At 71.3% G+C, this 24507-nt stretch carries 20 protein-coding genes; 9 read left to right on the top strand and 11 right to left on the bottom strand.

The features are described from left to right. Positions 1-18: 18 nt before the first annotated feature. The 4 genes from AB0M70_RS20570 to AB0M70_RS20555 all read right to left on the bottom strand — a co-directional run bounded on the left by AB0M70_RS20570 (position 19) and on the right by AB0M70_RS20555 (position 5666). On the bottom strand, positions 19-630 hold the full coding sequence (locus AB0M70_RS20570) for a flavin reductase family protein (RefSeq protein ID WP_365821394.1): 612 nt from the start codon (positions 628-630) through the stop codon (positions 19-21). Positions 631-793: 163 nt separating this feature from the next. Continuing rightward, entirely contained in the window at positions 794-1723 is a 930-nt protein-coding gene (locus AB0M70_RS20565) for an enoyl-CoA hydratase-related protein (protein WP_365821393.1), read from the bottom strand. 85 nt (positions 1724-1808) lie between these two features. After that, a complete protein-coding gene (locus AB0M70_RS20560; RefSeq protein ID WP_365821392.1) occupies positions 1809-4034 on the bottom strand; it encodes an acetate--CoA ligase family protein in 2226 nt (741 codons plus the stop codon). Between the two features lie 468 nt (positions 4035-4502). Next, positions 4503-5666: an NAD(P)/FAD-dependent oxidoreductase gene (locus tag AB0M70_RS20555; protein WP_365821391.1), complete on the bottom strand. Its 1164-nt coding sequence runs from the start codon at positions 5664-5666 to the stop codon at positions 4503-4505. Positions 5667-6064: 398 nt separating this feature from the next. Here AB0M70_RS20555 and AB0M70_RS20550 point away from each other — a divergent pair, with 398 nt between their 5' ends. The 3 genes from AB0M70_RS20550 to AB0M70_RS20540 all read left to right on the top strand — a co-directional run bounded on the left by AB0M70_RS20550 (position 6065) and on the right by AB0M70_RS20540 (position 8296). Further along, on the top strand, positions 6065-6517 hold the full coding sequence (locus AB0M70_RS20550; protein ID WP_365821390.1) for a DoxX family membrane protein: 453 nt from the start codon (positions 6065-6067) through the stop codon (positions 6515-6517). A 149-nt stretch (positions 6518-6666) separates the two neighbouring features. Continuing rightward, positions 6667-7209, top strand: coding sequence for a Zn-ribbon domain-containing OB-fold protein (locus AB0M70_RS20545; protein ID WP_365821389.1), 543 nt, complete (start codon positions 6667-6669; stop codon positions 7207-7209). Positions 7210-7363: 154 nt separating this feature from the next. Further along, positions 7364-8296: a GNAT family N-acetyltransferase gene (locus AB0M70_RS20540; protein WP_365821388.1), complete on the top strand. Its 933-nt coding sequence runs from the start codon at positions 7364-7366 to the stop codon at positions 8294-8296. 2163 nt (positions 8297-10459) lie between these two features. On the opposite strand, the gene AB0M70_RS20535 is transcribed toward AB0M70_RS20540, so the two are convergent. After that, complete coding sequence (locus AB0M70_RS20535; protein WP_365821387.1) at positions 10460-11200, bottom strand: pyridoxal 5'-phosphate synthase; 741 nt, start codon at positions 11198-11200, stop codon at positions 10460-10462. Between the two features lie 252 nt (positions 11201-11452). Here AB0M70_RS20535 and AB0M70_RS20530 point away from each other — a divergent pair, with 252 nt between their 5' ends. After that, positions 11453-11683, top strand: a complete 231-nt coding sequence (locus tag AB0M70_RS20530) for a hypothetical protein (protein ID WP_363211843.1) — start codon at positions 11453-11455, stop codon at positions 11681-11683. Positions 11684-11719: 36 nt separating this feature from the next. Here the strand turns inward: AB0M70_RS20530 and AB0M70_RS20525 are convergent, their stop codons facing one another. Continuing rightward, positions 11720-12862, bottom strand: a complete 1143-nt coding sequence (locus tag AB0M70_RS20525) for an acetyl-CoA acetyltransferase (RefSeq protein WP_365821386.1) — start codon at positions 12860-12862, stop codon at positions 11720-11722. Positions 12863-13138: 276 nt separating this feature from the next. On the opposite strand from AB0M70_RS20525, the gene AB0M70_RS20520 reads away from it, so the two are divergent. Both AB0M70_RS20520 and AB0M70_RS20515 read left to right on the top strand, forming a co-directional pair. Beyond that, the gene (locus AB0M70_RS20520) at positions 13139-14398 is read left to right on the top strand and encodes an acyl-CoA dehydrogenase family protein (protein ID WP_365821385.1); all 1260 of its coding nucleotides are present in this window, start codon (positions 13139-13141) and stop codon (positions 14396-14398) included. Between the two features lie 29 nt (positions 14399-14427). Then, the gene (locus AB0M70_RS20515) at positions 14428-14919 is read left to right on the top strand and encodes a nitroreductase family deazaflavin-dependent oxidoreductase (RefSeq protein WP_365821384.1); all 492 of its coding nucleotides are present in this window, start codon (positions 14428-14430) and stop codon (positions 14917-14919) included. Positions 14920-15087: 168 nt separating this feature from the next. Here the strand turns inward: AB0M70_RS20515 and AB0M70_RS20510 are convergent, their stop codons facing one another. Continuing rightward, positions 15088-15735 carry a TetR family transcriptional regulator gene (locus AB0M70_RS20510; protein ID WP_365821383.1) on the bottom strand — a complete coding sequence of 216 codons (648 nt, stop codon included), beginning with the start codon at positions 15733-15735 and terminating at the stop codon, positions 15088-15090. Positions 15736-16119: 384 nt separating this feature from the next. Here AB0M70_RS20510 and AB0M70_RS20505 point away from each other — a divergent pair, with 384 nt between their 5' ends. After that, entirely contained in the window at positions 16120-18477 is a 2358-nt protein-coding gene (locus tag AB0M70_RS20505; RefSeq protein ID WP_365821382.1) for a PQQ-binding-like beta-propeller repeat protein, read from the top strand. Between the two features lie 131 nt (positions 18478-18608). On the opposite strand, the gene AB0M70_RS20500 is transcribed toward AB0M70_RS20505, so the two are convergent. The 3 genes from AB0M70_RS20500 to AB0M70_RS20490 all read right to left on the bottom strand — a co-directional run bounded on the left by AB0M70_RS20500 (position 18609) and on the right by AB0M70_RS20490 (position 21060). Then, a complete protein-coding gene (locus AB0M70_RS20500; protein WP_365821381.1) occupies positions 18609-19379 on the bottom strand; it encodes an enoyl-CoA hydratase/isomerase family protein in 771 nt (256 codons plus the stop codon). After that, on the bottom strand, positions 19376-19825 hold the full coding sequence (locus AB0M70_RS20495; RefSeq protein ID WP_365821380.1) for an OB-fold domain-containing protein: 450 nt from the start codon (positions 19823-19825) through the stop codon (positions 19376-19378). Before AB0M70_RS20495 ends, AB0M70_RS20500 begins: the two co-directional genes overlap by 4 nt. A gap of 83 nt (positions 19826-19908) precedes the next feature. Further along, on the bottom strand, positions 19909-21060 hold the full coding sequence (locus AB0M70_RS20490; protein ID WP_365821379.1) for a lipid-transfer protein: 1152 nt from the start codon (positions 21058-21060) through the stop codon (positions 19909-19911). A gap of 138 nt (positions 21061-21198) precedes the next feature. Between AB0M70_RS20490 and AB0M70_RS20485 the strand changes: the two genes are divergently transcribed. Beyond that, positions 21199-22797: a FadD3 family acyl-CoA ligase gene (locus tag AB0M70_RS20485; RefSeq protein WP_365821378.1), complete on the top strand. Its 1599-nt coding sequence runs from the start codon at positions 21199-21201 to the stop codon at positions 22795-22797. A 20-nt stretch (positions 22798-22817) separates the two neighbouring features. Here the strand turns inward: AB0M70_RS20485 and AB0M70_RS20480 are convergent, their stop codons facing one another. Beyond that, the gene (locus AB0M70_RS20480; protein ID WP_365821377.1) at positions 22818-23198 is read right to left on the bottom strand and encodes a VOC family protein; all 381 of its coding nucleotides are present in this window, start codon (positions 23196-23198) and stop codon (positions 22818-22820) included. A 291-nt stretch (positions 23199-23489) separates the two neighbouring features. Here AB0M70_RS20480 and AB0M70_RS20475 point away from each other — a divergent pair, with 291 nt between their 5' ends. Further along, entirely contained in the window at positions 23490-24488 is a 999-nt protein-coding gene (locus tag AB0M70_RS20475; RefSeq protein ID WP_365821376.1) for an alpha/beta hydrolase, read from the top strand. Positions 24489-24507: the final 19 nt, after the last annotated feature.

Genomic DNA, 24507 nt, shown 5'->3' with positions numbered 1-24507 from the left:
CCTGCCGAACCTGCCGAACTAGCTGAACCTGCCGAACTTCCCCCGGTGGAAGAGGAGCGGTTCACCGTCGTCGGTGGCGTCCAGGGCGTCCACCCGGCCGACGACGATGAGGTGGTCGCCCCCGGTGTGCACCGCCTGGATCGTGCAGTCGATCCAGGCCGGCACGCCGGCCAGGCGGGGCGAGCCGGAGACGGGCGCCGCGTCGTACACGACCCCCGCGAACTTGTCGGCGCCGCTCACCGCGAAGCCGCGGCACAGGTCCCCTTGGTCGGCGCCCAGGATGTTGACGCAGAAGACGCCCGCGCGTGCGATGCGGGGCCACGTCGTCGACGTACGCGCGACCATGAAGGAGACCAGGGGCGGGTCGAGGGAGAGCGAGGAGAAGGACTGACAGGCGAACCCCGCCGGGCCTTCCTCCCCTTCGGATGCCGGTGCCGTGACAACGGTCACGCCGGTCGCGAAGTTCCCGAGCACCCGCCGGAACTCACCCGCACCGAGCGGCGCCCGCTCATCATCACCGACGGCCCGCAACTGCGGCCGCGGAAGAGCCTCAACAGACCCACTGGTGGTCGGCGCTCCGACCGACCTCAGATATCGAACGACGGTGGCCGCCATCCCCGCATGTCCCATCACGCCAACCATTGAAGCTGACGGGGCGTCAGATAGGAAGGGGGTGGAGGCCGTGCGTTGGCGGTGTGCCGGCCCGTGTGCCCCCGAAGCGGCGCCCCCGAGATCGCGCAGCTGGTGAAGGGCTGAGGGTGCCTCTGGGGCCTGTTGGGTCGTAGTCGAGGTGTCAGCGGCCTTCGTATGCAGGTGTGCGGCGTTCTACGAAGCTGGTCACGCCCTCGTTCGCGTCCTTCGTCGTCATGTTGATCTCCTGGGCCGCGGCCTCCGCCGCGAAGGCGGTCGCGCGGTCCGATTCGAGGGAAGCGTTGACCAGTTGCTTGGTCATGGCGATGGCGCGGGTCGGTCCGGTCGCGAGGCGTTCCGCCCAGGTGCGGGCCGTCTTCTCCAGTTCGTCCGCCGGTACGACGCGATTGACGAGGCCGAGCCGTTCGGCGTCCGCGGCCGGCACGGAGTCCCCGAAGAACATCAGCTCCTTGGCCCGCTGCGGGCCGATGAGGCGAGGGAGGAGATAGGCGCCGCCACCGTCGGGCACCAGGCCCCGGCGCACGAACACCTCGATGAACTTGGCCTGTTCGGCAGCGATGACGAGATCGCAGGCGAACGCGAGATGCGCGCCGATGCCGGCGGCGGTTCCGTTGACCGCCGCGATGACCGGCTTCTCGCAGTCCAGGACGGCGGCGATCAGGCGCTGGGCGCCCAGCCTGATCACGCGGGCCACGTCGCCGGGCACGCGCTCGGCGCCCCCGCCGGGAGCCCCGCGCAGGTCCGCGCCCGCGCAGAATCCCTTGCCGGTTGCGGTGATGACGACGGCGCGGACGCGGGGGTCGGCGGAGGCGTCCGCGAGGAGTGAGATGACGCGTTCGCGCTGGTCCCAGGTGACGGCGTTCATGGCTTCGGGCCGGTTGAGCGTGATCCACGAGACGCCGTTGTCAGTGGCGTGGAGTACCAATGAGTCGAGGGGATCGGTTGAGGCGGTCGGATGGGTCGGATGGGTCGGATGGGCCGGATGGGTCGGAGAAGTTCCGGCTGCGTTTTCAGTTTCGTTTTCGTTTTCAGTTTCAGTTTCGGGTTCGTTTTCGGGGGAGGGGGGTGTCATGGGGCTGCGTACTCCATTTCGCTGCGGGGTGTTCAGGCGGGCAGGTGGGAGGGACGCGCCGCGAAGCGGTGCCGCGAGGGCTCCCTCACCGGCAGACGGCCAAGGCGTCCAAGGCGACCGCCCCTTGCCCCCGTGGCAACACCATCAAGGGGTTGATGTCCAGCTCCGCCAACTCGTCGCCCAGCTCAAGAGCCATCCGCTGGACCCGCAGCACCACCTCGACGAGCGCATCCACATCGACCGGCGGCCCTCCGCGCACCCCGTCGAGCAAGGGCCGCCCGCGCAGCTCGGAAAGCATCGCGAGGGCCTGGTCCTCCCCGAAGGGCGGCACGCGCACGGCCACGTCCCGCAGCACCTCGACCAGCACACCCCCGAGCCCGACGGTCACCGTCGGCCCGAACAGCTCGTCCTGGGTCACGCCCACCACCATCTCGACGCCCCGCTCCACCATCTGGCAGACCAGCACGCCGTCAAGCGCGATGCCCTCGTAGCGGGCGATGTCGGTCAGATCCCGATAGGCGTCCCGCACCTGGCTCGCCGAGGTCAGCCCGACCTTCACCAGGCCCAGGTCGCTCTTGTGGGCGAGCCGCGCCCCGGACGCCTTCATCACCACCGGGTAGCCGACGAGCCCCGCCGCCCGTACGGCCGCCGCCGCACTGGTCACCAACTGCTCGCGCGGTACGCGAATCCCGTACGCGCGCAGCAACTGCTTCGCCGCGTGCTCGCTCAACTGCTGGCCGGACCGCATCAGGGCCTGGGCCTTGCGGAAGGACGGCGAGGCCGTGCGCGGGGCCTCGGCGAAGGGGGAGCGGTAGCGGGTCGTGAAGCGGTGGTGGTCGAGATAGGCCCGCACCGCCGTGATGCAGTTGGCGAAGGTACGGAAGGTGGCGACGCGCGACGAGCCGAGGAGCGTCGTGCGGTAGGCCTCCTCGGTGCCGACGGGCGAGCCCCACACCACGCATACCAGCTTGTCCGTCTGCTCCGCCGCGTCCACCAGGTCCTGCGCCAGCTTGTCGCTCATCGGCGGGAAGGGGCCGGTGATGGGGCAGATCAGCACCCCCACCTCCGGATCGTCCAGGATCGCGTCGATGATCTTCCGGCCGCGCCAGTCGCCCACCGGATGGCCGCCGTTGTCGACGGGGTTGGCGACGTTCAGGTAGTCGGGTATCCACTGGTGCAGCTCCGCCTGCTTGGCGTCCGAGAGCGGCGGAAGCCGCAGCCCCGCCTCGGTCGCCAGGTCCGAGAAGTGCGCGCCCGTGCCGCCCGAGATCGAATACACGACGACCCCCTCGGCCTGGGGAGGCCTCGCGCGCGCCAACAGGGCGGAGGTGTCCTGGAGTTCGTCGAGACCGTCCACCCGGATCACGCCGTACTGCCGCATCGCAGCGTCGACGACCGTGTCGGCGCCGGTGAGCTTGCCGGTATGTGAGGCGGCCATGCGGGCGCCGGTCTCGGTGCGGCCCACCTTGACCGCGACGACGGGTACGCCGCGCTGGGCGGCGCGATCGGCGGCGAGCAGGAAGGAGCGGCCGTCCTTGAGCCCCTCGACGTAACAGGCGATGGCCCCGACCTCGGGGCGTTCGGCGAAGTAGGAGATGAAGTCGGAGGTCTCCAGATCGGCTTCGTTCCCGGTGGGCGCCCAGTGCGAGAGGCGTACGCCGATCTCCTGCATCGTGAAGACGGGGCGCCCCTGGTGGCCGGACTGGGTGATCAGGGCGATGGCGGGGCCCTCGAGGTCGTCGCGGAACTTCTCGAAGGCGTTGAGGTTGGTGTTGGGCCCGAGCAGCCGCAGGCCCGAGCGTTCCACGGCGGCGGCCAGGCGGGCCTGGGCGGCCGCGCCCTCCTCACCGGTCTCCGCGAAGCCGGAGGCGAAGGCGACGGCGAACTTCACCTTGGACTCGGCGAGTTCTTCGATCACCGGAAGGGGGTCACTGACGAGGAGTACGGCCAGATCCACCTGCTCCGGCAGGTCCGCGACGGACGGAAAACAGGGGGTGCCGAAAACGGTCTGACGGGTGGGATGCACGGGATGCAGCCGTGCGCCGCACCGCTCGGCCCAGTCCATGAGCTGGCGCGTGATGCCGGTGTTCGGCCGCCCCTCGGCGTCCGACGCGCCGACGACGGCGACGGACTCGGGCCGGAAGAACCGGTCCAGATCCGGTATGTCGGCGTGCAGGGGGCGCCCGCTGACGTCCAGGTCGTCCGCCGTGCCGGCGTGTCCGTGGACGGCGGGTGCCGGGGCTTCGCCGCAGGCCACAACACGCGCGCGGCGGGGGTCGGTGGTGAAGGTGCCGTAAGTCGATCCAAGCATCGGTCCGCCCGCTCCTGTGTGACAGCAATGCAGTGCAGTGCAACTGACGCATAGTCAGATTACTGAACTGACGCTGTGTCAGGAACAGGGCTGCATGCAAAGAGTGGGGGCGGCCCTTTGGCGGTTCCCAGGTGCACCCGGGTATGCAGGTGCAGGCCTACCCAGGTGGGCTGGGGGGTTACTCCCCCTCCGGGGGTGGGGGTGCTGGGAGGGGGGAGTACCGGCCATTGGGGGTTATGTGGGGGGTTGTGGGGTTGGTGGGGGTTATGGGGTTGGTGCGGGGTTGGGGAGTGGTTAGGGAGCGGTTGGGGAGGGCTGGTTTTGGCTGGGCGCGCAGTTCCTCGCGCCCCTGTGGGGCGCGAGGTGTCAGCCGGGTGTCTGCGGCGCCGTAGGGGCTGGGCGCGCAGTTCCCCGCGCCCCTTGCGGGGCCTCAGGCCCCCTACCTGGCCTCAGGCCCCCCACCTTGCCTCAGGCGGTCCTTGCGATTGCCTTTGCGATCTTCTCTGCGTCCAGGGCCATCTCGCGGAGCATTCCGCTGATGGGGTTCGTGAAGCCGGTGAAGTACAGCTGGGGGGCCGACTTGGACGTACGGGCGCCGCGGACCAGCGGGGCGCCCTTCTCGTCGAGTACGGCGAGGTCGCCGAGGAGCGGTTCGAGGGCGCGGCGGTAGCCCGTGGCCGCGATGACCGCATCGGGGCCGATCCGCGTTCCGTCGGCAAGGACGACCTTGCCGTCCTCGAAGGAGTCGAGCGCCGCGACCGGTTCGACCTTGCCCTTGCGCACCGCGTCGATCAGACCCACGTCCTGGACCGGGATCGCGCCCTGCTTCACGCGTGAGTACAGGCCCGTGTCCGGGCGGGGCAGACCCTTCGCGGACAGGTCGGGGACGCTCACGTTCGCGATCGGCCCCGCGAGCCGGTCCACGAGGCGGACGGGCAGCCTGCGGCACAGGATTCCGGTGCGCTGGGCGGGCCAACCAGCCGTGGAGCGGCGGATGATGTGCGGGGCGGTGCGCACCGCGAGACGGACGCGGGCCGCGCCGCCCGCGACGAGGTCGACGGCGATCTCGGCGCCGGTGTTGCCGACGCCCACGACCAGGACGTCCTTGCCGGCGTAGGGGCTGGGCTCGCGGTAGGCACTCGCGTGCACGAGCTCGCCCGCGTACGTGTCGCGGCCGGGCCAGTCCGGTACGTGGGGCGTGTGGTTGTACCCGGTGGCGATCACCACCGCGCTGCCGGTCAGCTCGCGGCCGCCGGTGGCGTGCAGCAGCCAGCCGTGGCCGTCGGCGGAGCGCTCCAGGCGGGACACCTCGACGCCGGTGACGATCTCCAGCTGGTGGAACTCCGCGTACTTCTCCAGGTAGCGCAGGACGTTGTCACGTGACACCCAGCGTCCGAAGGAGCGGGGTATCGCGAGGCCGGGCAGGGCGGAGAGGCGGCGTGTGGTGTGCAGGTGCAGGCGGTCGTAGTGCCCGCGCCAAGAGGCGCCGACCCGGTCGGACTTCTCGAGCACGACCGCGCGTACGCCGCGGGCACGCAGCGCGGCCGCGACGGAGAGCCCGCCGGGTCCGCCGCCGACGACGTACACAGGGCGGTCTTGTTGTGGCGCTTGTGGGGGAGTGGTGTCGGCCATGAATCTGAGAGTAATCACGTGGTCACTTGATGGGGGACGGTCAAGCCCCAAACCGGTTGCGAATTGATCACGGGTATGCGCGGCGCGCCCTGCGTCCATGGGTCGCGCGGCACGTCGGCGGGCCCGCGTGACGTACGCCCTCTTGCGTACGCCCCTTGCGCAGGCGGCGGGCATGCGCTGAACTGACGTACCGTCAGGTGTGGGTGGGTTGATGGGTCGTCAGGGATGGCGGGTGCTCGGGTAGCCGTGCCGTTAGCGGGGGTTGGGGTTGCGTGCTGGTGCCCCGCTCCGGGCCCGTACCGGCGACTGAATATCAGATGCCGAATGCCGAATGCCGAATGCCGAATACCGGAACCCGGAACCCGGAAACCTGAAACCGGATTAGGAGAAGCCGCCGTATGGACACGATCTGGCTCACCGGTGCCGAATGGCTGGCCGTGCTGCGTATAGGCCTCGGCCTGTGGTGGTTGGAGAGCTGGCGGCACAAGGACAAGAAGGGCTGGTTCGAGCGGGGTACGGGGATCGCCTGGGCGGCGGATGTGGCGCAGAAGCACAAGTGGAACGCGGTCCGCAGCGGCTTCTCGACGGTGGTCGCGCCGCGCCCCAAGACCATGGCGTACGTGGTCGTGTACGCCGAACTCGCCCTGGGGCTCGGCCTGATCGTCGGCTTCCTGACCCCCATAGCGCTGGTCGGCGGCCTGCTGCTCAATCTCCTCTACCTCGTCCTCATGATCCACGACTGGGCCGAGCAGGGGCAGAACGCGATGATGGCGCTGATCTCGCTCGTCGCGCTGTTCGCGATGTCGTGGCAGGCGTGGTCGGTGGACGAGGCGTTGGGGTTGTTTCTGTGAGCGGCGGGTCGCTGGGGTCGTGGTCGGGCTCGTCGCCGGGTTCGCCACCGGGCTCGTCCTCGGGTTCGTCCGCGGGTTCGTCGTCGGCCCGAGCCCCGGGGTCGTCGCCGGGCTCGTCCTCGTCTCCGGGCGCGTCCTCGGCCTCGGGCTTGTCCCCGGGCTCGTCCTCGTCCTCGGGCACGTCCTCGTCCCCGGCCCCAGCTCCAGCCGCAGGCACAGCCCCAGCCCCAGGCTCAGCTCCCGCCCCAGCTCCGGCCCCGGCCCCGCGCTTCGACCTCCCCGAGCCCGACGCGTTCACCCGCCCCTACTGGGACGCGGCGGCCGACGGGCAGTTCCTGATCCGCCGCTGCGGCGGCTGCGGCAAGGCGCACCACTATCCGCGGGAGTTCTGCCCGTACTGCTGGAGCGAGGACGTCACCTGGGAGCGGGCGAGCGGCGCCGCGACGCTCTACACCTGGTCCGTGGTGCACCGGAACGACCTGCCGCCGTTCGGCTCCCGCGTCCCGTACGTGGCCGCCGTCGTCGACCTCGCCGAGGGCCCGCGCATGATGACGGAGATCGTGGACTGCGAGGAGGGCGAGCTGCGGATCGGGATGCCGCTTGAGGTCGCGTTCCGTGGGTCGGGGCGGGAGGAGGGGAGCGTCGAGGGCGCCGAGGGGATTACGGTGCCGGTGTTCCGGCGGGGGGTGTGAGGCGGCGGGATGCTGAGTGCCCCCGTACGCCGAACCGCACTCCATACCGCACCCCGCGTCGCACCCCATACCCGGCACCGCACCCCATACCCCGCTCCTCCCCACGCTCCGTAAATCGTTTCTGCCGACGGAGCGGTGCGGGGGATCATGGCCCATGGCTTTCTCTCCGTACGCCGGCTGGCAGTTGACCTCTGACCTCGACGAGTTCCTCTCCCGCGCGGCGGCCTTCCTGCACTCGGCGCCCGCCTTGCACACCGCGCTGCTCAGCGTCAGCGACACGCTGCGGGTGCGCGGGCTGCATGTGTACGGGGAGAAGGCCCCGCTCTTCGGAATCCACACGGACGCCGGGCCCGGCGAGGCAAGCAGGCCAGCCAAGCCGCCGAAGCCAGCCAACCCAGCCATGGCCGGCAAGGTGACCGGGGCGTTCCTGTGGACCCCGCCGCACTTGCTCGCCCTGAGCCCGCTCCCTGACGAGGCCGCTGCTGAAGAGCTCGCCGGGGTGCTCGCGGACGCGGGTTTCGAACCGGCCGGGGTGGGAGCGGAGAGCGCCACGGCAGCCAGGTTCGCGGCGGCCTGGGAGCGGCGGACGAAGGCCACCGCCACCGTCAACTACCCCCAGCGGCTGTACCGGCTCGGCACCTTGACCCCACCCGAGCCCGCTCCGGCAGGTGGCGCGCGTGTCGCCACCGACACGGACCGGGAGTTGCTCATGCGCTGGCACGGGGAGTTCCACGAGGCACTCGGGGAGAAGGGGGCGATGGGCGCCGGCGAGTGGGCCGATGCCCGGATCGCCTACGGGGGCGTCACCCTCTGGGAGACGCCCGACGGCACCCCTGCCGCCATGGCGGGCAACACCCGCCGGGTCGCGGGCCAGGTCCGGGTCGCCCCGGTCTACACCCCGGCCCACCTGCGGGGACGCGGCTACGCGGGCGCGGTCACCGCCGAGGTGAGCCGTGCGGCGTTGGCGGCGGGCGCGGACGAGGTGCTGCTCTTCACCGACGCCGACAACCCCACAAGCAACGCGCTGTACCAACGCCTCGGCTACCGCCCGCTCCAAGACTTCACCCAATACACCTTCACGCACTAACCCCGACCCACGACCACACCCCCTGCCGGACACCTTCCACAACTACCGCCCTGCAGGGTCCGCCGCACACCCAAGGCCCCTCGCGGCAGCCGCCCGCACCCACTCCCACCCTGCGGCCTGCCGCGCGTTTCGTGGTAGCCATCCGGCAGGGGGCGACATCCTCACGGCGCCCCTCGCGACAGCCACCCGCACCAAACTCCCACCCCGCCGCGCCACCTGCCGGGATTTACGTGCAGTTGCGGCCCTCCTCGGATGCCGTCCGAGGGGGCCCGACGTGCGCGAGGCGTCCCTCGCGGCGGCCGCCTGCACCAAGCTCCCATGGCTGCCGTGTGCCTGACGAGCAGGTGCGGCGGATGCCGCGCGCCTGGGCCCGACGTCCCACCGGCGCCCCTCATGTCTCCCGTCCGCACCGAAGCTCCCACTCTGCGGCTGCCGTGTGGCGGGGTCGACGTGCCTTACGTGGGTGCCGTCGGGCAGGGGCCACGTGCGCGCGGCGGCTTTTGCGGTTGCTGTCCGCGCCGAGCCCCGCTCAGTGGCTGGCGTGTGGCGGGATGGGTGTGGCGCGTGCCGCCCTGCGCGTTCGTCGTCCGACCGGGGCTGCCGTGCACGTGGTGCACCTGCGCCAGTCGCCCGCACCGAGCTCCCACCCTGCCGTCGGCCGGGGCGGACGGGTGCGTGGCCCCCTGCGCGGTCGCCGTTCGGCAGGGGGGCGTGTCCCAGTAGCGCCCCTCACGGCAGTCGCCGGGCCCGCACCGATCTCCGGCCCTGCCGCCCGCATGCTGGGATCGATGTGCAGGTACCCGCTTTCGCGGCTGCCGCCCACTAGGGGTGGCGCCCTCACGGGGCCTTCGCGGCTGCGCCTGCACCGAACTCCTGCCCTGCGGCTGCCGCATGCCGTAGTCGACGTGCAGGTGCCGTCCTTAGCGGTTGCCGCCAGGCGGGGGCCGACCTGCATGTACCGCCCTTCGCGGCTGCTGGGCAGTAGGGGCTCATGTGGCGCGGTGTCCCTAGCGGCTGCCGCCTGCACCCAACTCCTACCCCGCAGCTGCCGCCCGCCGGAGGCTGACGCCCCGCGGGGTCCCTCGCGGTTCCCATCCGCCTCGGCTCGCGCTCACCCGGCGCCCCTGATGCCAGCCGTCCGCACCTGCCCGGCGCCCTTCGCGGCAGCCGCCCTCACCGAGCCCGCACCCCGCGGCTGCCGTCCACCGGGGGCCGACGTCCCCACGGCGCCCCTCGAGGCTCCCGTCCGTCCCCGGGTCGTACTCACCCGGCGCCCCTCACACCAGCCACCCGCACCAAAATCACACCCCGTGGCTTCCCAGGGGCCGACGCGCAGGTGCCGTCCGGCGGCGGGCGACGCGCGCGGCGCCCCTCGCGACAGCCGCCCGCACCAAACTCCCACCCCGCCGTGCCACCTGCCGGGATCTACGTGCAGTTGCCGCCCTCCGCGGCTGCCGTCCGACGGGGTCCGACGTCGCGAGGTGTCCCTTGCGGCTGCCGCCTGCACCGAGCTTCCATCCACCCTGCCGCGCCGCCTGCCGGGATCTACGTGCACGTGCCGTCCTCCGCGGCTGCCGGCCACCGGAAGCTGGTGCCACCGCAGCGCCCCTCACGTCAGCCACCCATGCTTGCCCGGCAGCTTTTGCGACAACCGCCCTCACCGTGCCCGCACCCCGCGGCTGGCGTCCACTGGGGGCCGATGACCCCGCGGCGTCCTCGCGGCTCCCGTTCGCCCCCGGCTTGCGCTCGCCCGGTGCCGCTGGCGTCAGCCGTCCACACCCGCCCGGCACCTTTCGCGATGGCTGCCCTCACCGTGCCCGCACCCCGCGGCTGCCGTCCACCGGAGGCTGGCGGCCCCGTGGCTCCCGTTCGCCCCCGGCTCGCGCTCACCCAGCGCCCCTCGCGACAGCCGCCCGCACCAAAATCCCACCCTGCCGCGCCGCCCGCCGGGATTTACGTGCAGGTGCCCCCCCCCGCGGCCGCCGTCCACCGCAAGCTGATGCCACCGCAGGGCCCCTCGCGACAGCCGCCCCTGCCCGGCACCCTTCGCGGCAGCCGCCCTCACCGTGCCCGCACCCCGCGGCTACCCCCCAACAAGGGGCTGATGTCCCCGCCACGCCCCCTCGACAGCCCCCGCCCCGAGCCAGTTCCTGCCAGGTGTCCTCACGGCCAAAGCAGCTCCCTCACCCACCCCGCATCCCCTGCCCCGCCCGACCCCGTCCCCGTCTCCCTCCGGTACCGCAGCCGTACATGTCGGCGTCGGATGTCTCCCTGGAAGAATTCGATCTCCCTTGGGGCGAGGACGTACAGCGTCCAGGTCGGGGCTGGGGCGTTTGGGTCTGACTGGGCGCGGTCCCAGGCTGACTGGCTTGCGGTCATCAAGTCGTCGTATGACGGGAGGACTTCGCTCTGTCTGCCTACCAGGGCCGAGGCCAGGGCTCCCGTCGAGCGGTGTGCTAGGTCGGCGCGGCTTGCCTCGGGGCTCGCTGCCGTGACGTGGCCGCGTACCCGGATCTGGCGGCCCTGTGCGGGCCAGTAGAAGCCGAGCGCCGCCTCCGGGTGCGTCGCGAGCTGGCGGCCCTTCGCGCTGCCCGCGTGCGAGCCGAAGTGCCAGCCGGCCTCGTCCGCGTCGTGCAGCATCAGCGTCCGTACGTCCGGGCGGCCCGACTCGTCGACCGTCGCCAGGCTCATGGTGTGCGGCTCCACCTGCCCCGCCTCGGCCACGTCCACGAACCATCGCCAGAACAGGGGCAGCGGCCGGTCAGGGGCTGCCTCCAGGTCGAACGGGGGCAGGTCCGTGTCCCAGACGCGGAGGGTACGCAGTAGGGGCCGGCCACGGGCGGTCGCATCGTCGGCCTGGGGGGCGTGGGCCTGGGGGGCGTGCTGGTTGTCTGTGTTGGCCATTCGGTGAATCTACGGGGGTGTGGGTGTGTGGGTGTCGGTGTGTGGGTGTGGGTGTGCGTCGTGGACGGCGGAGCCCCCGGTGACACCTCGGGTGCTGGTGCACCCCGCCCGGGCGGGCAACCCCCCTTTAATCCAAGCGCACTTGGACTTTCCTTCGCCGATCTCGCGAAAGCGTTGCGCGTCCGTCGCTTCTTCAACAGGATCCCCTTGCGTCACTTCCACCGCCTTGACCGCACGGGAAGGAAGAACACCATGCGCAAGCTCGCCGCACTTCTGACCACAGGCGCCGCAGCCGCCGCTCTGGTCGGCCTGGGGGCCACCGGTGCGCAGGCTCAGGCCGAGGCCTGGACCTACATCGCCACCTACTCGAGCCAGAGCAAGTGCATCGACGCCGGGCAGCAGTACGTCCGTGAGGGCTTCAACAACTACCGGTGCGACCCGAAGCCCGGCGGCACCGGCTACTACAAGCTGTACGTCTCCTAGGGGGGCCAGGGGCGGCGCTCGCCGCCCCCGCAGGCCTCACCGGGCGAGCACCACCGTCCCCGACGAGCAGAACCAGCCGCCCGTCCCCGACGCCACCGCCACCTCCGGCAGGCGCCCTCCCGCCTTGCGGACCTGGCGGGCAGCGCCTGCCTCGCCGCGTAGTTGGCGTACCGCCTCCACCAGCAGGAACAGGCCCCGCATCCCCGGATGCTGGGCCGAGAGGCCGCCGCCGTCCGTGTTCGTCGGCAGTTCGCCGTCCCGCAGCAGGCGGCCCTTCTCCACGAACGCGCCGCCCTCACCCTTCGCGCAGAACCCCAGGTCCTCCAGCGTCACCAGGGTCATGTACGTGAAGGCGTCGTAGATCTGGGCGATGTCCACGTCCTCGGGGCGCACCCCGGCCCGTTCGAATGCCTGGCGGCCGCTCACCGCCGCCGGGGAGACCGTGAAGTCCTCCCACTCCGACATCGTCGTGTGCGAGACATGCTCACCCGTGCCGAGCACCCAGACCGGGGTGGAGGCGCAGTCGGCCACGTACTCCTCCGCCGCAAGGAGCACCGCGCAGCCCCCGTCGGAACGTATGCAGCAGTGCAGTTTCGTGAACGGGTCCGCGATCATCGGGCCGCCCAGGACCTCGTCGACCGTGATCGGGGCGCGGTACATCGCGTCGGGGTTCGTCGCCGCGTTCGCGCGTGCCTGAACCGCCACTGAGGCGAGCTGTTCGAGCGTCGTGCCGTACTCGTGCATGTGGCGGCGCGCCGCCATCGCGTACTTGGAGATCAGGGAGTGCCCGTACGGGACCTCGAACTGGAGGGGGCCGCGCGCGCCGAAGGAGAGGTTCGACGTGCGGCGTTTCGCCTTGATGTCCGCCCTCGCCGTCGAGCCGTAGACCAGGAGCACGGCGTTCGCCCGGCCCGCCGCGATCGCGTCCGCCGCGTGACCCGCCATGACCTCCCAGGTGGCTCCGCCGACGGAGGTGGAGTCGACCCAGCGCGGCTTCAGGCCCAGATACTCGGCGACCTCGACCGGGGCGAGCGTGCCCAGGCCCGCCGACGCGATGCCGTCGATGACCTCGCGGCCTAGGCCCGAGTCGGCCAATGCTCGGCGGGCCGCCTGCGCGTGCAGGGCGTAGGCGGTGGCCTCGTCGACCCGGCCGCAGTCGGAGAGGGATATGCCGACCACCGCCACCTTGCGTGACTTGGATGGCTTGAATGGCTTGGGTGGCTTGCTTGACTTGCGAGGGTTGGCCGGTGTCTCACCAGGGTTTGTGGAGAGGGGAGTTGGCATGAATCTGACGGTACATCAGATGTAGCGGGTGCAGGCAGGTGTTACGTGGCGTCGCGGGCCTGTGCATCTGGCGGGCTCCGTCCTAGCATGACGGCCCGTCAGATCCGGGTCGGCCCGCCCTCGTGCACGGCGCCGAGGGGAACGGCCGCGACCCGGGGGAGGAGCCCGCCGATGGACGCCGCCTTCACCGCGGAGCAGCAAGAAATTCGCCGCACCCTTCGTGAGCTCGTCACCAAACGCTGCGGGCCCGACGAGGTGAAAGCCGCGGTCCGCACCCCTGCCGGGTACGACGTCGCCCTCTGGTCCGCCCTCGCCGAACAGCTCGGCCTGCCCGGCATCGCCGTCCCCGAGGCGTACGGGGGCGTGGGGTGCGGTTCCGCGGAGCTCGCCCTCGGCAGCGAAGAGCTGGGCCGCGCCCTGACCCCCTCACCCCTCTTCGCCACCGCCGCCCTCGTCGCCCCGCTCATCCAGCGCCTCGGCACCGAAGAACAGCGCGCGGAGCTCCTGCCGCGCATCGCGACCGGCGGCCTCACCGCCGCGCTCGCCGTGCCCGGCACCGGGCTCGACACCGCCCTCGGCCTGGTCGGCGACAACCTCGGTGACTGGTCGGGCGGCGGCCGCGCGGGCGGCGTGCAGGCCAAGCTCGCGGACGACGGGGCCTGGCGCCTCTACGGTCAGGCCGAGCAGGTCCTCGACGGGCACAGCGCGGGGCTGCTCGTCGTGGCCGCGCACACGGGGGGCTTCGCCCGTTCTCGTACGCTCCTCTATCTGGTGCGCGAGGGCGCCGCCGGGCTCGTGCGCACCCGGCAGACCTCCCTCGACGAGACCCGGCCGCAGGCGCGCGTCGAACTGCGCGACGTGCAGGCCGAGTTGCTCGGCGCCGCCGACGACGCCGATGTGCCGGGCGCGCTCGCCGCCGTCGGTGACGTCGCCGCGACCGTGCTCGCCGCCGAGGCCGTGGGCGCGGCGGACCGCGCCCTTGAACGGACCGTCGAATACGTCAAGCAGCGCGAGCAGTTCGGGCGGGCGATCGGTTCCTTCCAGGCGGTCAAGCACCGCCTGGCGGACGTGTACGTCCAGGTGCAGGCCGCCCGGTCGGCGGCGTACTACGCGGCGTGGGCCACGGGGGCGCACTCCGAGCTGGTCGGGGGACTCGCGCTGGCGCAGTCGCTCGACGCGTTGCGGACCGCCGCGTCGGAGGCCGTGCAGTTGCACGGCGGCATCGGGTTCACCTGGGAGCACGAGGCGCATCTGTACTTCAAGCGGGCGTCGAGCGACGAGCTGCTCTTCGGGCCCGTGCATAGGCTGCGGGCGCGCGCTGCGGAACGGGCCGAGCTGTTCACCGTGGCGGCCGCGCCGGCGCCTGTCCCTTCGCAACCGACGGCGTCCGTGCCGTCGCCTACTCCTCCGCAGCCGACGGCGGCCGTCTGATGGCCCCCGGCGCGAAAACCCCCGGTCCGATGGCCCCCAACCCGAAGGCCCCCGGCGTCCGTCTCATGCAAAAGGTCTCGTCCACCCGGGCCTTCGCGAAGGTCGCCCCGCATTTCATCCCCGCGATGGACCGCACGGTGCACCGCCTCACCCGCGGCAAGGTGCTGCTCAGCGCGAAGATGCTGCCGGGGGTGATCCTGACGGTGCGCGGGGCCAAGAGCGGGCTCCCCAGGCGTACCCCCCTGGCCTGCATGCCGGAAGAGGCGGGGAGTTGGGTCCTCATCGGCTCCAACTTCGGGCGCCCGGGGCATCCCGCCTGGACCGGCAACCTCATCGCCCATCCGGATGCCGACGTCAACTGGCAGGGCGCGGACATTCCGGTCAGGGCGCGGCTGTTGGCGGGGGACGAGCGGGCTGCGGCCTGGGAGGCGGCGCTGAAGTTCTGGCCCCCGTACGCGACGTACCAGTCCCGCGTGGAGCGGGAGATCCGCCTGTTCCGCCTGGAGCGACGTCAGGGCTAGAGGCGGTTACGTACCCGGGGAAGGCGCGTATCAGGGCAACGGCCCGTGCCCGGGGAACACAGCGGCGGATCACTGGAACACCGTGATCCGCCGCTGTGGTGACAGGACTTGGGAAAGCGAAGCGTCAGAAGAGGCGTCGTTCGCGACGCCGGAGTCGTGCTGAATGCTCTACTTCGTCGGCTTCTTGCCTGTTACGCCCAGATGTACCAACAGTGCGAGATTAGGCTTCAGTTCGGCCTGTTTGACGCCCCAGGTCTGGAAACCCCGCTGATGCGAGGCGACCGCGGCGAGCATGGCGACCAGGGAGCCCGCCATCGCCGCCGGGTTCACGTCCTTGTCGACCTTGCCCTTGGCCTGGAGTTCCTTGACCGTGTCCGTAAGGGAGTTGTTGACCGAGTTCAGGATCTTCATGCGGATCTTGTAGAAGCGTTTGTCGCCCTCGGCGGCGCCCAGATCGACGACCCGGAGGATCGCGTCGTTCTTGCGCCAGAAGTCGAGGAAGCCGTCGACCAGCTCCTGTGCGGTCTGCCACCCCGCCTTGCCGACCCAGGAGCGGCCGTCGAGGAGCTGGGTCAACTCGGCGCCCTCGGTGGCCATTTGTTCGGCGATCTCCAGGACGGCGCCCTCGACGTCCGGGAAGTACTGGTAGAAGGTCGCGGGTGAAGTCCCCGCCTTCCGGGCGACGTCGATGACTTTGACGTCCCGGTAGGGCGAGGAGCTGAGCATCTCGCTGAGGCAGTCGAGCAGCTTCTGACGCGTCGCCTGACCGCGCCGACCGGCCACGCGGCCGTCGACGGTACGTACCTGTCCTGTCATGCCGTCAGCTTACCGAGGGGTGATCGGAGCGCGATTCGGCCGAGTGCAAATGGGGTTGGGGGCCGTATTCCTTGCGATTCCGTACGCCGGTCGGGCGCCGGTCGTGCGGTCGATGGGCGCCGGGTCGGACGCCCCTCCCGGCGGACGCGGTGGCCGGAAATTGAATCGCTCACACATTCGAAAAACTGTTCGGATCGGGTTTCGCTCACATATCTCCTTCTTCTTGCGTCTTCTTTGTCCCACAACACCCCGATCCCGCCCCGGGTTCGCAACCACCGCCCCGGACAGGAAGAATCAGGGTGCGTGCCGCCGTAGCGGCTCGGTGGTGAGACGCTGCACGGGGCCGCTCATACGGCGCCCGGGTACGGGGAGGTGGCAGGGCAAGTGGTGGATCAGCTGACGCAGCACGATCCGAGGCGGATCGGCCCGTTCGAGGTGCTCGGCCGGCTCGGAGCCGGTGGCATGGGCCTTGTCTACCTCGCGCGCTCCGCGTCAGGGCGGCGCGTGGCGATCAAGACGGTCAGGACCGAGCTCGCCGAGGACCAGCTGTTCCGCGTCCGCTTCACGCGTGAGGTCGAGGCGGCACGGGCGGTGTCCGGTTTCTACACGGCCGCCGTCGTCGACGCCGACCCGCGCGCGGCCGTGCCGTGGCTGGCCACCGCCTATGTGCCCGCTCCCTCGCTCGAGGAAATAGTGAACGAGCACGGGCCGCTGCCCACCCAGGCCGTGCGCTGGCTGGCAGCGGGCGTCGCCGAGGCCCTGGAGTCCATCCACGGCGCGGGCCTCGTCCACCGTGACCTCAAGCCGTCGAACGTCCTCGTCGTCGAGGACGGCCCGCGCGTGATCGACTTCGGTATCGCGTCCGGCGTCTCCAACACCCGCCTGACCATGACGAACGTCGCCGTGGGCACGCCCGCGTACATGTCGCCCGAGCAGGCGAAGGACTCACGCAGCGTCACCGGCGCCAGTGACGTCTTCTCGCTCGGCTCGATGCTCGTCTTCGCCGCCACCGGGCACGCGCCCTTCCACGGCGCGAACCCCGTCGAGACCGTTTTCATGCTGCTCCGCGAGGGCCCTGACCTGGAGGGACTCCCGGACGAGCTGCGTCCGCTCATCGAGACGTGCATGCAGATGGAGGCCCCGCTGCGGCCCAGCCCCGCCGACCTCCAGGCCCAGCTCGCCCCGCACCTCTTCGCCTCCGAGAGCGAGGACGGCGACAGCGGCACCGCATCCGCGTGGCTCCCGGAGCGCGCCGTGGCCCTGATCGAGTCCCGCCGGGGCGGCCGTCCGCCCGCGCGGGCCGCGCTCGCCTCCTCCGGGCGCAGTGGCGGCCGCGGTGGCGCCCCCGCCGTCGCACCGCCCCCTCCGCAGCACGCGCCGCCGCCCCCGCCCACGCAGCCGCCGCCCTTCGGAGGCGTGCCGGACGCCGGCCCCGTGCACCTCGCCGGGGCGAAGGTGCCGATCGGGCCGGGCCCGCGGGTGGCCGACGCCCGTGCCGCCGTGGGCGCGGTGCCCGCCGACACCGGCCTCGCCGCCTCCTGGTCGCGGTCCAAGGCCGCGGCGAACGGCGCCGACCCCGTGGTGCCCGCCCCCGCCGCCGCGCCGGACGCGGGGGCCGCGTGGCGCCCGTGGCGCTTCCGGATGTCCAACGACGTGTGGGGTACGCCGGCCGTGGCGGGCAACCTCGTGTACGTCACGTCCTTCGAGGTGCACGCCCTGGACGTCGGCACGGGCCGCCGCAGCTTCAAGACGCGGGACGTCGCCTGGTCCATGGGCGTCGCCGACGGACGTATCCACGCCTCCGACGGCCCCACGCTCTACGCCCTGGACGGCGCCGACGGCACCGACCTGTGGCGCCTGAACACCGACGCCTGGGTGTACTCCCTCCAGGCCGACCGCGGCACCGTCGTCACCGGCACGCGCGGCGGCGGCGTACAGGCCTGGGAGGCCGCGAACGGCGAGAAGCTCTGGGAGATCACCGGGGCCCAGACCGACTTCGAGACCCCCGAGGCCGGGCCCGTCGTCCACGACGGCACGGTCTACGTCTGGCAGAACGCCCGCCTGCGCGCCCTGGAGGCCCGCACGGGCGACGAGCGCTGGTCGTACCCCATCGGCGACGCCGCCTCCTGCGGCGGCGTCCCGGTGCGCCTCGCGCCCGCCCAGGACGGGTACGTGTACGTGTCCGCGGGCTCCCGGGTCCTCGCCATCGACGTGGCGGGCGGCCACGTCCGCTGGCACTTCGAGGCGCCCGCCGCGTTCCTGTGTCCGCCCGCGTTCGCGCCGGGGCCCGCGGTGACCGGCGGCGGCGTGTACCTCGCCGACTACCTGGGCACCGTCTACGCCCTCGACGCCACGGACGGCCGTGACCGGTGGCGCATCGCCACGGAGTCCCGGGCCTCGATCGAGCCGGTCCTGGTCGCCGACGGCCATGTGCACGTGGGCAGCGGCAAGGGGCTCTACACCCTGGACGCGGTGACGGGCACACCGAAGTGGCGCTTCCAGGCGGGCGGCGAGGTCGTCGGCACGCCCGTCGTGGCGGACAGGCGGATCCACTTCGGTTCGACGGACCACTTGCTCTACACGCTCAAGGCGGACGACGGCCGCCTGCGCTGGAAGCTGGCCACCGGCGGCGAGATCACCGGGGCACCGGTGGTGCGGGACGGCGTCGTGTACGCGTGCAGCAAGGACCGCTGCGTGTACGCGCTGGACGCGGAGCGGGGGACGGGCACGGCCCGGTCCTGAGTCCGCGGTGGCGCGCGGGGTCGCCTCGTGACGGCCGTCGCACCAGCTTTGGAAGGGGCTCCGGACGGCGGCCGTCCACTCGTGACGTTACGCCGACCGCGTGAACTGCGCGAGGCGGCGGTTTTTGGCGCCTACCTGGTACGGAAGCCGCTGCCCCGCCCCGTGAAGAGTCCCGCCTGCCGCTCCGGGGGCAGATTGCCCAGCGCGATGAGGTGCGGCGCCTGGGCCAGGGCCTGGGCACGGGCCGTCTCCTTCGCCGCCCAGAGCGCGCGTACGGTCCCCTGCACCGGCTCGGTGGGGTACGCGGCGATGACCTCGGCCGCGCGGACGGCGGCCGTCAACAGCTCGGCGGGCGCGGCGAGTTCGGAGACCAGGCCCACCTCGTACGCCCGCCGGGCCGAGATCCGTTCGGCCGTGCCCATCAGGGACATCCTGGCGACCTCGCCGAGCGGCATGCGCTGCGCCATCAGGATCGCCTCGTAGGCGCTGACCATGCCGTAGGTGGTGTGCGGGTCGAAGAACGTGGCGTGCTCGGCGGCGATCACGAACTCCGCCTCGCCCAGGAGATAGAAGGCGCCGCCGCACGCCATGCCGTTGACGGCGGCGATGACCGGCTTCCACAGGTCGTTGGCCTTGGGGCCGACGGTCAGGAGCGGATCGTCCATCGAGTAGGGGGAGCCGGGCTGCGGGACGGTGGCGTCACGGTCGATGCCGGTGCAGAACGCCTTCTCCCCTGCCCCGGTCAGGACGATCGCCCGCACGGAGTCGTCGAAGCGGAACTCCCGCCAGACGCGGCAGAGTTGCTCGGCCGACTCAAGGTCGATGGCGTTGTGCCGTGCGGGGCGGTCGAGCGTGACGACCGCGACGCCCGTGTCCTTGTCGGTCTGCGTGCGCACGCTCATGGCCGCTCCAGGAGCCAGCGGGGCATCGCGACCCCGCCCACGTCGGTGAACGCGACCTGCACCTTCGCGCCGATGCGCAGCCGCTCGGGCTCGACGGAGTCCAGCGGGGCGTCCGGGGCGGCCACGAGGTTGCCGACGAGACGGATGCGGGGGGCGTCGGCCAGCTCGACGATGATCGCGTTGTACGGGGCGTGTGCCGCGTAGCCGGGGAGCAGGGGTGGGTGCGGTCGCACGTAGGACCAGATGCGGCCCCGCCCGGCCATGCGCCGCCACTCTGAGTCGAAGGACTGGCAGTGGGGGCAGCAGGGCCTGGGCGGGAAGCGGAGCTCGCCGCAGGCGGTGCAGGCCTGGATCCTCAGCTCGCCCTGGGCGGCGTACTCCCAGAAAGGGGCGCCGTCCGTGTCGATCGTGGGCGTCAGTAGGGGCTCGGTCGTCGCGTCTGCCATGTGGTTGTCCTCTTCCGGGTGCGGGTTTGCTGTGGTTGCTCGCGCAGTTCCTCGCGCAGTTCCTCGCGCAGTTCCTCGCGCCCCTAAGGGGCCCGCAGCAATACCGCCGACGTCGGGACTCCTTCGCCGGCCGTCACCAGACACGTCGCCGCGTCCGGCACCTGAGCCGTACTCGTCCCCCGCAGCTGCTTCACGCCCTCGTTGATGAGGTTGAAGCCGTGGACGTACGCCTCGCTCAGGCCGCCGCCCCCGGTGTTGATCGGCAGGCGGCCACCGCTCTCCAGCGCGCCGCCCTCCGTGAACGCGCCGCCCTCGCCGCGGCCGCAGAAGCCGTACCCCTCCAGGGACAGCGGGATGAGAGGGGTGAACGCGTCGTAGATCTGCGCCACGTCCACGTCCTCCGGCGCGAAGTCCGCCTGCTTCCACAGGTGTCGGGCCGCCGTCCACGCCGGACCGGTGAGCGGGTCGTCGTTCCAGTAGTTGACCATCCCGTGGTGCTGCGCGGGCAGCCCCTGGGCGACGGAATGGACGTACACGGGCTTCTGGCGGCAGTCCCGAGCCCGCTCGGCGGAGACGATGACGCACGCCAACGCGCCGTCCGTCTCCAGGCAGTTGTCGAAGAGGCAGAGCGGCTCGCTGATCCAGCGCGAGGACATGTACATCTCGCGGGTGAGCGGGCGTTCGTACATCATCGCGGCGGGGTTCTGGTTGGCCCGGTTCCTGCACGCGAGGGCGACGTTGAAGAGGTGGTCGCGGGTGGCGCCGTACTCGTGCATGTAGCGGCGGGCCAGCATCCCGATCTCGTCCGCGGGCCGCAGCAGGCCGAAGGGGCGCGTCCACTGGCCCGGGGTGGGGAGTTGGACCGCGGTGTTCTTCCAGGGGCGCGGCCCGCTGCCCCGCTTGCGGGACCGCCAGGCGACGCCCACGCTCGCCTGTCCGGTGGCGACGGCCGCCGCCAGGTGCGCGATGGTCGCGCAGGAACCGCCGCCCCCGTAGCCGACCTTGCTGAAGAAGGTCACGTCACCGGCGCCGATCGCCTTGGCGACCTCGACCTCGTCCGTCTCCTCCATCGTGTACGAGGCGAAGGCGTCGACCTCGGACGGGGCGATGCCCGCGTCGTCGAGGGCGGCGACGATCGCCCGGCACGCCAACGTCTTCTCGTCCTCGGCCAGTTGTTTCGCGAACGCGGTCTGTCCGATCCCGACTATCGCTGTAGCGTCTTTGAGTGAGGCCATGGGCAACGGCATGGGCAACGGCACCTCCGCGAGTGGCGAGGCTCCGGGCCTTCGCCATACGTCGTCCCGACTGCTGACAGCGCGTCAGGTTACAGCTAATCTGACGGATAGTCAGCTACTGCGGCGGAGGGGCTTGCGATGCGCGGCGACCTGGAGTGGGGCAGCATCCCGGGACTTGTCCGGGCGGCCGCCGAGCGGTACGCCGACCGGGAAGCGGTCGTCGAGGGCCGCACCCGCGTCACGTACGCGGAACTCGGCCGACGCGTGGAGCGGGCCGCCGCCGCCTGCATGGCCAACGGCGTCAATTCCGGGGACAGAGTGGCCGTCTGGGCCCCCAACACCCTGGACTGGATCGTCTCCGCGCTCGGCGCCGTATCGGCCGGTGCGGTCCTAGTCCCCCTCAACACCCGCTTCAAGGGCACGGAAGCGTCCTACGTACTGCGACGCAGCCGCGCCAAACTGCTCTTCGTGACAGGCACCTTCCTCGGCACGTCGTACGTCGCCTCACTGCGCCGCGCCACCCAGGAGGGCAAGGGAGACGGCCCGCTGCCCGGCCTCCCGCACCTCGAACAAGTGGTGGTCCTCTCCGACGACGCCCCCGAGGACTTCCGCACCTGGAAGGACTTCGTGGCCAGCGGCGACGGCGTGACCAGCGGCGACGTACGAACACGCGCGGAAAGCGTCGACGGCGCGACACCCTCGGACATCATCTACACCTCGGGCACCACAGGCCGCCCCAAGGGCGCCGTCATCACCCACGCCCAGACCCTGCGCTGCTACGACGTCTGGAGCGAACTCGCGGGCCTGCGAGAAGGCGACCGCTACCTCATCGTCAACCCCTTCTTCCACACCTTCGGCTACAAGGCGGGCATCATCGCCTGCCTCATGCGCGGCGCCACGATGATCCCGCAGCCGGTCTTCAACGTGGACACCGTCCTCGCGAACGTGGCGGCCGAACGCATCTCCGTCCTCCCCGGCCCGCCCACCCTCCACCAGTCCCTCCTCGACCACCCCGCCCGCGACCAGCACGACCTGTCCGCCCTGCGCCTCGTGGTGACGGGCGCGGCGGTGGTCCCCCTGCAACTCGTCGAACGCCTGCGCACCGAACTGCACATCGCCACCGTCCTGACCGCATACGGCCTCTCCGAGGCGAGCGGCATCGTCACCATGTGCCGCCAAGGAGACCCCGCACGCGTCATCGCCTCCACCTCGGGCCGCGCCATCCCGGACACAGAGGTACGCGTGGTGAGCCCCGCAGGCGAGGCACTCTCACCGGGCCACCCCGGAGAAATCCTCGTACGCGGACACAACGTCATGCAGGGCTACTTCGAGGACCCGGCCGAGACGAAGAAAACCGTCACACCGGACGGCTGGCTGCGCACCGGCGACGTCGGCGTCCTGGACGAAGCCGGCAACCTCCGCATCACGGACCGGATCAAGGACATGTTCATCGTCGGCGGCTTCAACGCCTACCCCGCCGAGATAGAGCAACTCATCGGCGTCCACCCCCAGGTGGCGGACGTGGCGGTGATCGGCGTACCCGACCCGCGCCTCGGCGAAGTGGGCAAGGCATACGTGGTACGCCGCCCGGGGGCGGTCCTCACCTCGGACGACCTGATCGCCTGGTCACGCCGCGAGATGGCGAACTACAAGGTCCCCAGGGAAATCGAGTTCGTCACCGAGCTGCCGAGGAACGCGAGCGGGAAGGTCCTGAAGAGGGAACTGCGGTCGCGTTAGGCCTGGTTGACGGGGGCGCGTTACTCGGCGGAGCTCCGCTCGGCGGCGCTGCGCTCGACGCAGAACTCGTTGCCCTCCAGGTCGGTGAGGGTGACCCAGCCGCGCCCGTCGGGCTTCCGGTGGTCGCCCACTATCTTGGCGCCGAGCCCGACGACCCGCTCGACCTCCTCGTCGCGGGTGCGGTCCTGCGGCTGAAGGTCGACGTGCACCCGGTTCTTGACGGACTTGGCGTCGGGCACGGTCACGAAGAGCAGCGTCATGCCCTCGGCGGTGACCAGGGCTTCGGGGTCGCCGGGAAAGTCCTCGTCGGAGATCTTCCCGCCGAGTACCTCCGCCCAGAAGGTGGCCTGACGGTAGGCGTCGGAACAGTCGAAGGTGAGGTGGCGCACCAGAGAGGTCATGGGCGGCACTATCGGGGTGGGGGGTGGGGGGTGTCCACCGGATTATGGGCGGGCCAACCGCTGGTCTGCCGATGTGCCGGTTTGCCGATGTGCCGATGTGCCGATGTGCCGGGTCGGCAAAGTTTCTCGCGGGTGGGGGACGTGGGGGGACAGCATCATGAGGTACGTCGGCGTCACGAGGTACGTCGGTGTCACGAGGTGCGTCGGCATGGTGGCGTACATCGGCATCATGACGTACGTACGTACATGTTCGGTACGCCCCGTCTTTTACATCCAGGTATGGGAGTAAATATGCCGCACGCCACGCAGCACCGCTTGGTCGATGTCCCCGGAGGCCGGATTCACCTGGTGGAACAGGGGGAGGGCCCCCTCGTGCTCCTCGTCCACGGCTTCCCCGAGTCCTGGTACTCGTGGCGCCACCAGATGCCGGTGCTCGCCGAGGCGGGCTACCGCGCGGTGGCGATCGACGTGCGCGGATACGGACGCTCGTCGAAGCCGCGCGAGGTGGAGGCGTACCGGATGACGGCTCACGTGACCGACAACGTCGCCGTCGTACGCGCCCTGGGCGAGGAGACCGCGACGATCGTGGGCCACGACTGGGGCTCGACCATCGCCGCCAACTCCGCGCTGCTCCAACCGGACGTCTTCACGGCGGTGGGCCTCCTGAGCGTTCCGTACGCACCCCGCAACGGCCTCCGCCCCACGGACGCGTTCGCCATGATCGGGGGCGACGAGGAGTTCTACGTCAGCTACTTCCAGGAGGAGGGGAGAGCCGAGGCGGAGATCGAGCCCGATGTGCGCGGCTGGCTCGCGGGGTTCTACGCGGGGCTCTCGGCGGACACGATGCCGAAGCCGGACGGCGGGCCGGGCCTGCACTTCGTGGCGCGGGGCGGGAGGATGTCGGACCGTTTCGCGCCGGAGGGGAAGCTGTCGGCGCCCCTTACCTTGCCTTCCTGGCTCACCGAGGCCGATCTCGATTTCTACGCCGAGGAGTTCGAGCGGACCGGCCTGACCGGAGCCCTCAGCCGCTACCGCAACGTCGACCGCGACTGGGAGGACCTGGCCGAGTGGGACGGAGCCCCGATCACCCAGCCGTCACTGTTCATCGGCGGCGACCAGGACGCGTCGACGACGTGGCTGGCGGACGCGATCAAGGCTTTCCCCCAGACGCTGCCGGGCCTGGTGTCCTCGCACATCCTGGAGGGGTGCGGGCATTGGCTGCAGCAGGAGCGGGCTTTTGAGGTGAATCGGCTGTTGGTGGGGTGGCTGCGGGGGCTGGGTACGACGTGACCCGCATGTGCGACCCGGG

The organism is Streptomyces sp. NPDC051214 (assembly GCF_040682375.1).
Lineage (GTDB): Bacteria > Actinomycetota > Actinomycetes > Streptomycetales > Streptomycetaceae > Streptomyces.
Note: the sequence above shows the minus strand (reverse complement) of the source record. Positions and strands in the feature narration are given on the sequence as shown.

Bases quoted from the DNA above. Each gene is read 5' to 3' on its own strand.
- AB0M70_RS20570 (WP_365821394.1), bottom strand. From the start codon at position 630: ATGGGACATGCGGGGATGGCGGCCACCGTCGTTCGATATCTGAGGTCG.
- AB0M70_RS20565 (WP_365821393.1), bottom strand. From the start codon at position 1,723: ATGACACCCCCCTCCCCCGAAAACGAACCCGAAACTGAAACTGAAAAC.
- AB0M70_RS20560 (WP_365821392.1), bottom strand. From the start codon at position 4,034: ATGCTTGGATCGACTTACGGCACCTTCACCACCGACCCCCGCCGCGCG.
- AB0M70_RS20555 (WP_365821391.1), bottom strand. From the start codon at position 5,666: ATGGCCGACACCACTCCCCCACAAGCGCCACAACAAGACCGCCCTGTG.
- AB0M70_RS20550 (WP_365821390.1), top strand. From the start codon at position 6,065: ATGGACACGATCTGGCTCACCGGTGCCGAATGGCTGGCCGTGCTGCGT.
- AB0M70_RS20540 (WP_365821388.1), top strand. From the start codon at position 7,364: ATGGCTTTCTCTCCGTACGCCGGCTGGCAGTTGACCTCTGACCTCGAC.
- AB0M70_RS20535 (WP_365821387.1), bottom strand. From the start codon at position 11,200: ATGGCCAACACAGACAACCAGCACGCCCCCCAGGCCCACGCCCCCCAG.
- AB0M70_RS20530 (WP_363211843.1), top strand. From the start codon at position 11,453: ATGCGCAAGCTCGCCGCACTTCTGACCACAGGCGCCGCAGCCGCCGCT.
- AB0M70_RS20520 (WP_365821385.1), top strand. From the start codon at position 13,139: ATGGACGCCGCCTTCACCGCGGAGCAGCAAGAAATTCGCCGCACCCTT.
- AB0M70_RS20515 (WP_365821384.1), top strand. From the start codon at position 14,428: ATGGCCCCCAACCCGAAGGCCCCCGGCGTCCGTCTCATGCAAAAGGTC.
- AB0M70_RS20510 (WP_365821383.1), bottom strand. From the start codon at position 15,735: ATGACAGGACAGGTACGTACCGTCGACGGCCGCGTGGCCGGTCGGCGC.
- AB0M70_RS20500 (WP_365821381.1), bottom strand. From the start codon at position 19,379: ATGAGCGTGCGCACGCAGACCGACAAGGACACGGGCGTCGCGGTCGTC.
- AB0M70_RS20495 (WP_365821380.1), bottom strand. From the start codon at position 19,825: ATGGCAGACGCGACGACCGAGCCCCTACTGACGCCCACGATCGACACG.
- AB0M70_RS20490 (WP_365821379.1), bottom strand. From the start codon at position 21,060: ATGGCCTCACTCAAAGACGCTACAGCGATAGTCGGGATCGGACAGACC.
- AB0M70_RS20485 (WP_365821378.1), top strand. From the start codon at position 21,199: ATGCGCGGCGACCTGGAGTGGGGCAGCATCCCGGGACTTGTCCGGGCG.
- AB0M70_RS20480 (WP_365821377.1), bottom strand. From the start codon at position 23,198: ATGACCTCTCTGGTGCGCCACCTCACCTTCGACTGTTCCGACGCCTAC.
- AB0M70_RS20475 (WP_365821376.1), top strand. From the start codon at position 23,490: ATGCCGCACGCCACGCAGCACCGCTTGGTCGATGTCCCCGGAGGCCGG.